Source organism: Thermoanaerobaculia bacterium, assembly GCA_035260525.1.
GTDB lineage: Bacteria > Acidobacteriota > Thermoanaerobaculia > UBA5066 > DATFVB01 > DATFVB01.
Genome location: DATFVB010000082.1, coordinates 1 through 11,181, shown reverse-complemented (window position 1 = coordinate 11,181; position 11,181 = coordinate 1). Strand labels below are relative to the sequence as shown.

Below are 11,181 nucleotides of genomic sequence, written 5' to 3'. Positions count from 1 at the left end.
CGAGCGGCGAGAACAGCTTTCCCGCGACCCCGGAGAGGAAGAAGACCGGCAGAAAGACCAGGGCGACGAGAAAAGTCGCGTAGACCACGGCGCTGCGCACTTCCAGCGAGGCGTCGAAGATGACGTCGTGCGCGGGCCGCGGGTTCTCGAGCGAGCGGTTCAGGCGAAGGCGGCGATGGATGTTCTCGACGTCGATGATCGAATCGTCCACGACCTCGCCGAGCGCGATGGCGAGTCCGCCGAGCGTCATGGTGTTGACGGTCGCGCCGAGCGCGCGCAGGGCCACGAGCGCGGTCAGAAGGGAGAGCGGGAGGGCGATCAGGCTGATGAGCGCGGCGCGAAAATCGCGAAGGAATGCGATCAGGACGACGGCGACGAGAATGGCTCCGACGAGGAGCGTCGTGCGCAGGTTCCCGATCGCCCGTTCGATGAACGACGCCTGGCGGAAGAGGCTCGGATGGAGCGCCAGACCGGGCGGGAGGTGACGCGAAAGATCGTCGAGCGCTCTATCCAGCGCCCGCGTGACCTCGAGCGTATTCCCTTCGGGCTGACGAGCGATGACCATGACCACCGCGGGCTGGCCGTTCAACAACGCGTCGCCGATCGGAAACTCGGGACCGACGCGGACCGAGGCGACCTGCGACAGGAGAAGCGGCGTCGAGTCGCGCCAGGAGACGATGGCGTTCCCGATGTCATCGGGTCCGCGGGCCTGCGCGAGGGCGCGGATCGGAAATCGCTGGCCATGGATCTCGACCGTCCCCGACGGGCCGATCGTGGTGGCCTTCGCGGCGGCGGTTTCCACATCGGCGAGACCGAGGTCGTAGTTCCGGAGGGAATTCGGGTCGACGACGACCTGATATTGCGCGACCCGCCCGCCGTAGGTGACGACCTTCGCAATCCCGGGAACCGCGAGGATCCGCGGCGCGAGCGTCCAGTCCGCGAATGTGCGGGCGGCGAGCGGGTCGAACGGGCCGGTCGAAGTGAGACCGATGATCTCAATCGTGCTCGAGGCCGACGTGAGCGGAGCGATCTCCGGAGGAACGACGCTGGACGGCAGATCGCGGTTGACGGTGGCGATCCGTTCGGCCACGAGCTGTCGGGCGCGGTAGACGTCGGTCCTGTCCTGAAAAAAAGCCGTGATGCTCGAAACGCCCGGCATGGAGATCGACTTGAGAGTCTTGAGGCCGGGGATCCCGTTGATCGCGAGCTCGAGCCGGAGCGTCACGAGCGATTCCACTTCTTCGGCCGACAATCCGGGAGCTTCCGTTTCGACCGTGACCTGCGGCGACGCGAATTCGGGGAAGACGTCGAGCGGCGAGTGCGTCGCCGTGTAGATGCCGAATCCGAACAGCACGATCGCCAGGACCACAACCACGAATCGATTGCGCAGCGAAAAGCCGACGAGCCGCGAGAGCATCCTCAGTCTTCGGGTTTTGGCCGTTGCGACTTCAGCCGTTCCGATTCGAGGATCTGCGCGCCGGCAATCACGACGCGCTGCCCGGCGGAGAGTCCGCCGGTCACTTGAACTCGGTCCGGCGTCCCTGCGCCGGTGACGACGCGCCTTCTTTGAAAGACATTCGCGTCGGCAGCGACGTACACGTACGACCCGCCTCCCTCGAGGAGGACCGCGGATCGCGGGACGGTGAGCGCCGCAACCCCGGAAGTCGAGACCGCGAAGGTGGCCAGCATCTGGGGATGCAGGCGGCCGGAGGGATCCTCGATCGCGATGCGGACCGTGAAAGTCCGGGTGTCGGGATCTTCCGATCGCGAGACCTCGACGACTTTTCCTGAAAATACCGCGCCCGGGAACGCGGCAGACTTCACGGCGACATGAGCGTCGGGCTCGACTCGAGCGAGGTCAACGTCCGAAAGGCTGGCGAGCCCCCAGATCGCGGCTTTCCTTTCGAGTTCAGTCGATGTGGCGGAGAGCCCGAGGTTCGCGCGCTTGGCGTCCGCCTGTGCGGCGGCGGCTTGCGCCTGATCTCGTTCGGCGCGCGCCGCGTCGAGGTCCTGTCGCGCGGTGATTCCCTCGGCATAGAGGCGGGAAAGGCGCCGCAAACTCGCCTCGGCCAGCTTCCGTTTGGCGTCCGCGCTCCCGGCATCGTTGACCGCCGCTTGTTCTTCGGGCGTCCAGGGTTTTGCGGCGAGTGTGCCGGTCAAAGTCAGGATCTGGTCGAGCGTGGATTCACCGACCACGGCCGTTTCGATTCCGGCCTCGTGGACGGCAGACGGAGCGAGCCGAACGACGAGAGGCGTCGCCGACGGCTCTGCCGGAGGGGGTGCCGCATCGCCTCCGCCTCCGCATGCGACGTGGATTCCCAGGATCCCGAGGCATGCGAGGAGCCTGTACCCGTTCACCGTTGGCTAGGTTACATCCGTTCCCCGCCCGGTTCGAAGGGAGGCCGACCCGCCGATGAAGATCTCTTCGCCAGTGCGAAAGTACGTCTCCGGGCGGTCAGGGTTCGCGGAAATCGACGACGACCGCGGTGATGTTGTCCTTGCCTCCCGCGGCGTTGGCGCTGTCGATCAACCGCCGCCCCGTTTCCTCGGGCGGGCGCCGGAGAGAAAGGAGCGCCGCGAGCTCGGGCTCGTCCACCATGTCGGTCAGGCCGTCGCAGCAGAGCAGGAAGCGGTCTCCCGGGACGACGTCGATCTCGCGCACGTCGGGCTCCCAGGAGCCCTCGCGGCCCAGGCAGCGCGTCAGCACGTGGCCGAACGGCGACTTCGCGCGCACCTCGACCCCCGCGGCCTTCTGGAGCTCCTCGGCAAACGAGTGGTCGCGCGAGAGCCGTTCGAGGGTCCCGTCGCGCCAGCGGTAGACGCGGCTGTCGCCCGAGTGCGCGATCCAGGCGCGGTCCCCGTCGCAGTGCAGCAGGACCAGCGTCGTCGCCATCTCCGAGACGCGCGGATCGGCAGCGGCGCGCGCGATGATCGCGCGGTGCGCGGCGGAAAACATACGGCCGATCACCGCGGGCTCCGCCTCTCCGGAGGGAGAAGCGCGCTCCTCCCGCAGCACACGCGCGGCCGTTTCGACGGCGAGCCGGCTCGCGACGTCTCCCGCGCGGCTCCCGCCGACGCCGTCCGCCACCGCGAAAAGGCCTTCGTCCGCGTCGACGAGGTAAGCGTCTTCGTCGTTGCGGCGCAGGCGACCCACGTCGGTCACGCCCGCCGCATGCCAGCGGAATTTCATTTGGCGAGATCTTACCGCGAGGCGAGGAGTCCGGAGATGCCGGCGCTCGCGACGCCGGCGAGGCCCGCCGCGGCGGCCATCAGCAGCAGCCCGGGGCGCACGGCGTGCCGTCCGGATTCGCGCAGGCGTAGCCGGCGCGATCCTCCCCCGGCTCGAGGAGGGCGAAGAAACCGGAATACGGCGGCCGGGAGAGCTTCGCGGCGGTGTCGGTGCAGATCTCGTACGGCTCGTTGCGCGGGAACTGATGTCCTTCCTCGTCGAGAAACGCCTTCCCCGGTCCGAGATAAACCGCGCGATGCCCGCGGTAGACGCACCCCGCCGACTTCTCGAGCTTCCATCCCCGGACCGTCACGGAGGAGAACGCGTAGCCTTCGACGTCCTTCCAGTACGACTTCGACAGGATCTCGATGCCGTAGAACCCCGCGCGCTCGAGCGCCGCGACGAAGCCCTCCTGCGTGAGCGCCCCCACGAGGCATTCGCCCCAGAGCTTCGGGTTGACCTTGAGACGCGGGGGAACCTCGACCTCGGAGACGATGTCGGAGATCACGGCGCGTCCGTGGTCCCGGAGCACCCGCCAGACCTCCTCGAAGACGCGCGGCTTGTCGGGAGAGAGGTTGACGACGCAGTTCGACGTCACGCAGTCGACGCTTCCCGATTCCACCGGGATGCTCTCGAGAAAGCCCTCGCGGAACTCGGCGGCGTCGTACCCCAGCGCGGCGGCCACCTTCGGACGGTTCTCCTCGGCGACCGCGAGCATCCGGCCGGTCATGTCGACGCCGATCGCGCGGCCGGCCGGACCGACGAGCCGCGCCGCGATGAAGACGTCGATGCCGGCGCCGGAGCCGAGGTCGAGGACCGTCTCGCCGGCGCGGATCGCCGCGGCGGCGATCGGCGAACCGCACCCGTAGAACCGGTCGAGCACGTCCTTCGGGATGTGGCCGACGAGCGCGTCGTCGTACTTGGCCGGGCAGCAGAGCTCGGGCTGCGGCTTCTCGGCCGCCGCGCCGTAGAACTCCCGCACTTTCGCGCGCGGGCGGTCGACGTCGAAGGAGAGCACGCAGTTGGAGTGGAGCGTCAGGACCGGCTTCTCCGCGAGCGCGCCGTCGGCGGTGCCGCAGGCGACCGCGCCCTCTCCCATGGCGTGGAGGACGAGCGGCGCGGGATACCCGGAGCGGTCGTTGCGGCGCGCGGCCTTTTCCCGGCCGAGCTCTTCCATCACCGATCGCGCGAGCGCGACGGTGATCGGGTAATAGGGATCGTCGCCGAGAAAATCGCCGGTGAAGCACCAGGCGTGCTCGAGATCTCCCCCTCCCGTGAGAAAACGGAACGGGTCGCCCGCGAGCGTCGGCTTCTGCGCGATCGACGCGGCACGCAACCGCCGGATCACGGCGGAACGATCGAGGATGTCGCCCAGATCTTCCCGGGTCGCATCGCCGCACAGGAGGGCGGGTTCGTCGGCGAGCGCCGCCGACGGATAGATCTTCCCGTCCGCATAGACGCACACGGAATCCCAACCGGCGTTCCCGAGGTCGTACTTCACTCCCGGCACGCCGTTGACGCGGCGGCGAACGCTCTCGAGGTTGTCGAGCCGCACTCCCTCGGCATTTGCCGCCGCCGCGACGTCGCGCACGGCCGCGACCAATCTCTCCCGCCCCGGAAAGAAACCGTTATCGGCTTCGGCGGCGCGTCCCCGGCGGTGGCTCCACATCAGATGGTGGCTTTGCGCTCCGACGCTGCGGGCGATCGCCGGGAGCTCCGCCAGCTCTTCGACATTCTCGTCCGTCGTCACCGTCGTGAGAGAGACCGGGAATCCGAGATCCGCGAGGACACGGGCGCCGTCGAGAGCGCGCCGGAAAGTGCCCGCTCCCCGCACGGGGTCGTTGGTCTCCGGCCTCGCGCCGTCGACCGAGACCTGGAACCTCACGAGGCCGCGGTCGAGCGACGCCAGCCCCTCCCGCACGGAATCGGGGAGAACGGTCGCGTTGGTCAGCACGATCGCCTCGAGTCCGAGCTCTTCCGTCGAGCGCCGAAGGAGCGCGAAGAGGTCGCGGCGCAGGAGCGGCTCCCCCCCCGTCACGTAGAGCCGCTCGATCCCGAGCGCGGCGGCGCGATCGACGATCCGCCGCAGCGCGTCCGCATCGAGGCCCGGAGCGCCGCCCGGTCCGGAGGAAACCAGACAATGAGCGCAGCTCAGATTGCACGCGTTGTTGATCTGAACCCAGAGCTCCCGAAGGCCTTCGGGAGTCACGAGAGCGGATCGGCCGGCATACGGCTCGCGGCGAAATTCACCGGCCGAGAGAAATCCGGAACGATCGAGCGCGCGGAGGAAGTCGTGTACTTCGAGCCACGCCTTCCCCGCCTCGAGCCGCGCCTGGCCGGCATGGCGCGCGACGAGCGTCCCGAACGGAATTCCGGGTGTATCGACGAGCGCGTCGAGCAGCGCGGCCCCGCGGCCGTCCACCGCGATCCAGTTCGGATCTTCGGCGTCGATGGCGTACGTCACTCCGGAGCTCTCGAAGCGATGGAGCGGCGGCACGAACAGCGGTGTTCTCTCGGTCAGCACGGTCATGGGAACCCCTCCTTGAAAAGGGACGAAATCGAACGAGCCGAATCAGGCCGCCGCGGGAGGGGCGCGGCCGGGCGACACGGGAAAGAGAGGAAGGACCGACCACGAAGCGGGATCCGGCAACGGCTGAGATCGGTTCGAAAGAGCGCGAGCCAGAAGAAGCCGGTAGTCGTTCCAGACCGGGCTCTCCGCGCTCGTGCGATAGAGCCTCCGTACGTCGGCGAGAGAGTCCACTTCGTCGCGGCGCGCCAGGAGAGAAATCCCCCGCCCGGCGCGTCGAGCGGAAAGGACGAGCTTTTCGCACGCTTTCGGATCTCGAAGCGAGACGGCTGCCAGCAGATCCGAGTCCGGGCGCCGCAAGCCGATGAGATAAACGCCTCCGTCGCCGGCAGGCCCGAGGACGAGCGGCGCGCCGTCGCCTTCGAGTGCGACAAACGCGCGATCGAGCTCCTCATCCGAAATCGCGGGCGTGTCTCCCGCGACGACGGCGACCGGCGAAAAGCCGAGGGAAAACACGTTCTCGACGGCGGCGGCGAGCCGTTCGCCGAAGCGGGCGGGGATCTGCGCACACACGACGGCGCCTTCGCTGATCGGGCTCACCGAAAGGCGTTTCGCGCAGGCCGGCGGCGAAGAAATGACGAGCCGAGCGCCCGCTCTCTCGGCCGCCCGCTTCCAGGACGCGAGGAAGCCGGCGAAGATGCCGGACGTCGATTCGGGGTCGAGATCTTTCGCGCGAGCCTCGGCCTCCGGGCTGCGGGTGAATACGACGAGGGCTCGGCGCGGCGACGACATCGATCCATCATAAGGCGATCGGAGCCGGGACGAGGGTTCCCTTGAGAATTCGGCGGACTCGACGGACATCGTCCCGCCGAAACAAAGCGCGGCCGATCGAATGAAATCTCTGGGACAATGGCGGGAAAGGAGAGTCGAAAAATGAGACTCACGCAGATCGCTCTGGTACTCGCCGCAGGTTCCGGTCTTATCGTCGGCCCGGCGCGCGTTCGCGCGGCGGAACACCCTGAACATCCGAACGGCGCAAAACAGGTCTCCATCGACTCCCTCGAGAAGGCGATCAAGGAGAAAGTCGCCGACAAAACGAAGGAAGACGGCGGAACGTTCAAGCTCCCCGACGACGTCCTCGACAAGACCTGGGAGCTCGATCTCGTCAAAGTTCACCGCGACAAGCTCGCTCGGCTCGAGGATGGCCGATACTTCGCCTGCGTCGACATGAAATCCCACGGCGGAAGCGACGTCGTCGACGTGGACTTCTTCCTGACGGAGAAGGATGGGACGCTCGCCTTCTCGGACATGGCCGTCCACAAGGTCAATGGCGTGGCGCGTTACGGCTGGGAAAAAAAGGGGGACACCTGGATCAAGACCCCGGCCGCGAGATAATCGGGACATCCCGCTTCGCGCTTTTCGTTCCGGGACGTTCGTCCATCGACATCCCCCAGCGGTAGGTCGCGATCGGGGCGGTCGGATACCCGACGCTCCCGAGGATCCGCGCGGTTCCCCTGCGCACGATCCGGAACGACCGGCGCGCCCGGGCCCCGTTTCCCCGGCTCCGGGGCCTCGGGCCGTCCGAGCTCGCCGAGCAAGTCTCGACATCCGTCCGGAGTTCGTTTCTTGAGAACGACCGCGTTCGTCCGTACGATCGCACGTCCATGACCTCGATCTCGCCGGGCTCGGCCCGATCCGCTCGATGGGCCCTCGCGGTCCTGACCCTCATCAACCTCTTCAATTACCTCGACCGATACGTGGTCTCGGCGCTCGTCGAGAGCCTCCGCCATTCCGATCTGCACCTCTCCGATTTCCAGCTCGGGTCGCTGGTCACCGCGTTCGTCGTCGTCTACATGACGGCCTCGCCGGTCTTCGGCATCCTCGGAGACCGGGGGAAGCGGCCGCGGCTTCTCGGCGCGGGAGTCGCCGTCTGGAGCCTCGCCACCGCCGCCGGCGGCTTTGCCCGAAGCTTCGTGTCGCTCTTCGCGGCGCGCTCCGCCGTCGGGATCGGCGAAGCCGCCTACGGCACGATCGCTCCGGCGCTCCTGGCCGACGCGTTCCCCGCCGAGCGACGCGGGCGGGTCTTCGCCGTGTTCTTCTCCGCGATCCCGATCGGATCGGCCTGCGGGTACATCTTCGGCGGGTGGATGGACCAGCGCTTCGGATGGCGGGCGGCATTCTTCCTCGCGGGCGTCCCGGGACTCCTCCTCGCCATCCTCGCCGCCCGTCTCGCCGATCCGCCGGGCCGCGACGGCGTCTCCGGACCGGCGCCGGCCGGAAGCGGCGGCTCGCCTTTCCAACGCTACGCGGAGCTCGCCCGCACCGCTCCGTTCCGGCGCGCGGTGCTCGGCTACGCCGCGTACACCTTCGCTCTGGGCGCGCTCGCCTTCTGGACTCCGGCGTTCCTCGAGAGGGTGCGCGGGGTCCCGAGAGCGGACGCGACCATCCTTTTCGGCGCGATCGCCGTGGTGACCGGGTTCACCGGAACGTTCGCGGGAGGATGGCTCGGAGACCGGCTCCTTCGGCGTCGGCGGCAGGCGTATCTCTGGGTCTCCGGCGTCTCCGCCCTCGCGGCGGCCCCCGTCGCGCTCGTCGCGTTCACCTCGGCGTCGCGGCCGGTCTACGTCGCCGCGATCGTCGTCTCCGAGACGCTTCTCTTCATGTCGACCGGACCGGTCAATTCGGCGATCGTCAACGCGGTTCCCCCCGACCGCCGCGCCTCCGCGATCGCGCTCTCGACGTTCGCGATCCACCTGTTCGGCGACGTCCCCTCTCCGCCGCTGCTCGGCGCGATCTCCGACGCGACGTCGCTCGCGACGGCGTTCCTGATCGTTCCGGCGGTCATCGCGCTGGCGGGAATCATCTGGATCTGGGCGGCGGTGAAGGGCACCGAGATCGCACTCGAAATCTGAAATTCGAATCCTGGAATTCGAAACGAATCCGAGGGTTCGAAATGGGAATAACCGATACCGGAGATCTCGGCTGTCGAGATCCAATCAGCGGACAACGACGAGGCGCGGCGAGGCGCGAGCCCGGCGGGATGCGGGCGTCCGACCCGCGGCCGCGGCGTACCGATGAGCGTACGGTAAGGCCGCGGGTCGGGCGCACGCGCCCGCCCGGCTCGATGCATCGCCGCGCCGGCCTACGGCTTGAATTGCCGGATCAGGTTGAACCCGATATGCCAGTCGTTGTTGCGGAATCCGTTGTCGAACGGCCGTCCCTGGCGCTTGCGCGCCGCCGCGAAGTCGCCGGAGAGATACTGGTCGACCGTGGTCACCGTCGCGTTCGAGACGACGAGCGCGAAGCGGTGGCGGTAGAGCGTCTTTTCGATCCCGATCGTGAAAATGTCGATCGAGTCCGGAACGCTCTTGCGCTGAAGCTGATATTCGCCCTGCAGGTTCCACGAGCGCCCGAGCGCGACGGCCGCATGGACCGGCACGTTGAATGCCCGCCGCTCGGCGGTCGTCCGCGAAGCGTACGTGGGCACCGCCGAGACTTCGATCCGGTTGTTCCAGGCGTGGAGCGAGAGCACGCCCTGCGCGAAGAAGGACGTTTTCGCCTTTCCCCCCGGCAGGAGCCCGCCGGCTTCCGTGACGACGAGCGGATCGCGGCGGTCGTCGCCTCCGACCCGCAGCGCGGCGCCGAAAACATGGCCGGGCGGGACGAACGCGTACTTGGCGGCGAGCTCCCAGTCGTCCTGGATCCCCGAGCGGTAGAGCGAGAGCTCGCCGCGCTCGATCGGCGCGTAGGCGAAGCCGAACCCGAAGTCGGCGCCGGAATCGAGGGAGTAGAGGGAATGGGCGTTGCTTCCGCGCACGCTGCCGCGGAAGCGGTGGGTCACGAGGAACTGGAGCAGCCCGCGCGAGAGCGCCTGGTCCGACGGGAGGTTGACGACGAGCGATCCCTCCGGAGCGAGCCAGCGCTTCGGCGCCGCCGGCTTCGACTCCCCGGAATCGGAAGGCGCCGCCGCCGGGGCCGTCGCCGCGGTCGCCGCCGCGCCGCCCGGAGGCAAAGTCTCCTGGGCGTTGAGCCAACCCGCCGCGAGGACCAGCGCCGCGGCCGCCGAGAAACGAATCCTCATTGCCGACCTCCTGACGGCAGGCAGTCTACGGTGCGGCGAGCCGTTCCCGCCCTCTCTTAAGAAATCAAGATGGCCTGAGAGTTGCCTCCACCCGATCTCCCGGACTCTGTTCGATCCGAGTTCGAGGCGCCGCGGGACGCGATCGAGACCCGCCGTCGCTCTCACGAGCTAGCCGTTTTCGTCGATCCGAGGCGATCCCGATCGACAAGGCGACGAGGCGCGGCGAGGCGCGAGCCCGGCGGGATGCGGGCGTCCGACCCGCGGCCGCGGCGTACCGATGAGCGTACGGTAAGGCCGCGGGTCGCGGCGCACGCGCCCGCTCCGCCTTCGCTGAAGCTTCCTCCTTCGCTGAAGCTTCGGCGGGACGAGTCGGCGCGATCCTGTTGGCATCGACCGGCCGCTCCGGCTCGCGCGAACTCACAGCCGATCGCGCCGTAGCTCGGCAGAGCGGAGGCGGACCGGCTCGATGCATCGCCGCGCTTGCCGTCATCCCCGCCACGACTCGCCCGGCGAGAGCGCGACGACGCGCGTCGCGAGCCCGCGCTTCTCCACCTCGGCGCGGAACGCCTCCGCCGTCCCCGTCAACGCCGGGAACGTCCCGAAGTGCATCGGGATCGCCGTCGCCACCTTCAGGAGCTCGCACGCCTTCGCGGCGCTCGCCGGACCCATCGTGTAGAAGTCGCCGATCGGCAGGAGCGCGACGTCGGGGCGCAGCAGCTCGGCGATCAACGCCATGTCGGAGAAGACCGCCGTGTCGCCGGCGTGGTAGATCCGGAAGCCACCCACATCGACGACATAGCCGCACGGATCCGAGGGCGGATTCTGGTCGGTCCGCGACGTGCCCGACGAGTGGACGGCCTGCGTCATGTGGATCGTGAAGTCTCCGATCGTCTGCGTCCCCCCCTTGTTCATGCCGGAGACGTTCTCGTATCCCTTCTCCCCGAGCCAGAGCGCGAGCTCGAAGATCCCGCAGACGGCGGCCCCCGTCCGCCGGGCGAGGTCGAGCCCGCTCCCGCCGAAGTGGTCGAAGTGCCCGTGGGTCGCCGCGATCACGTCGACGCGCGAGAGGTCGAAGTCCTTCGGAAATTTCGGGTTCTGTTCGATGAACGGGTCGACCACGAGCCGCTGCCCGGACTTCGACTCGATCGCGAACATCGCGTGCCCGAGCCACGTGAGCCTTCCTTCGAACGGGGCCATCGCTCCTCCTCCGCGGCGCGCTCGCGGCCGCGAGTCAAACCTTCTTCACGTAGCGGAGCGTCTCGGGAACGAACCCGAGCCGCTCGTAGAGGCGGCGCGCGCGGGCGTTCCGGTGGAAGACGTTCAGCGTGAGCTTGCCGAGCCCGC

At 68.4% G+C, this 11,181-nt stretch carries 9 protein-coding genes; 2 read left to right on the top strand and 7 right to left on the bottom strand.

Features of this window, described 5'->3' with window-relative positions; translation table 11 throughout:
• From VKH46_04010 to VKH46_03990, 5 genes are all read right to left on the bottom strand, one after another.
• Positions 1-1,375 (bottom strand): efflux RND transporter permease subunit (locus VKH46_04010; protein HKB69983.1); only part of this gene is annotated, 1,375 nt, incomplete at its 3' end.
• A 44-nt stretch (positions 1,376-1,419) separates the two neighbouring features.
• Positions 1,420-2,196: an efflux RND transporter periplasmic adaptor subunit gene (locus tag VKH46_04005; protein ID HKB69982.1), complete on the bottom strand. Its 777-nt coding sequence runs from the start codon at positions 2,194-2,196 to the stop codon at positions 1,420-1,422.
• Between the two features lie 259 nt (positions 2,197-2,455).
• On the bottom strand, positions 2,456-3,190 hold the full coding sequence (locus VKH46_04000; GenBank protein ID HKB69981.1) for a protein phosphatase 2C domain-containing protein: 735 nt from the start codon (positions 3,188-3,190) through the stop codon (positions 2,456-2,458).
• Positions 3,191-3,269: 79 nt separating this feature from the next.
• A complete protein-coding gene (locus VKH46_03995) occupies positions 3,270-5,759 on the bottom strand; it encodes a methyltransferase domain-containing protein (GenBank protein HKB69980.1) in 2,490 nt (829 codons plus the stop codon).
• A gap of 42 nt (positions 5,760-5,801) precedes the next feature.
• Positions 5,802-6,548, bottom strand: a complete 747-nt coding sequence (locus VKH46_03990; GenBank protein HKB69979.1) for a DUF2064 domain-containing protein — start codon at positions 6,546-6,548, stop codon at positions 5,802-5,804.
• Between the two features lie 141 nt (positions 6,549-6,689).
• Between VKH46_03990 and VKH46_03985 the strand changes: the two genes are divergently transcribed.
• Positions 6,690-7,151, top strand: coding sequence for a hypothetical protein (locus VKH46_03985; GenBank protein HKB69978.1), 462 nt, complete (start codon positions 6,690-6,692; stop codon positions 7,149-7,151).
• A 269-nt stretch (positions 7,152-7,420) separates the two neighbouring features.
• Complete coding sequence (locus VKH46_03980; protein HKB69977.1) at positions 7,421-8,668, top strand: MFS transporter; 1,248 nt, start codon at positions 7,421-7,423, stop codon at positions 8,666-8,668.
• Positions 8,669-8,898: 230 nt separating this feature from the next.
• On the opposite strand, the gene VKH46_03975 is transcribed toward VKH46_03980, so the two are convergent.
• Positions 8,899-9,837: a DUF5777 family beta-barrel protein gene (locus tag VKH46_03975; protein HKB69976.1), complete on the bottom strand. Its 939-nt coding sequence runs from the start codon at positions 9,835-9,837 to the stop codon at positions 8,899-8,901.
• Between the two features lie 486 nt (positions 9,838-10,323).
• Positions 10,324-11,034 (bottom strand): metal-dependent hydrolase, encoded by a 711-nt coding sequence (locus VKH46_03970; protein ID HKB69975.1) that lies wholly within the window; start codon positions 11,032-11,034, stop codon positions 10,324-10,326.
• Positions 11,035-11,181 lie beyond the last annotated feature (147 nt).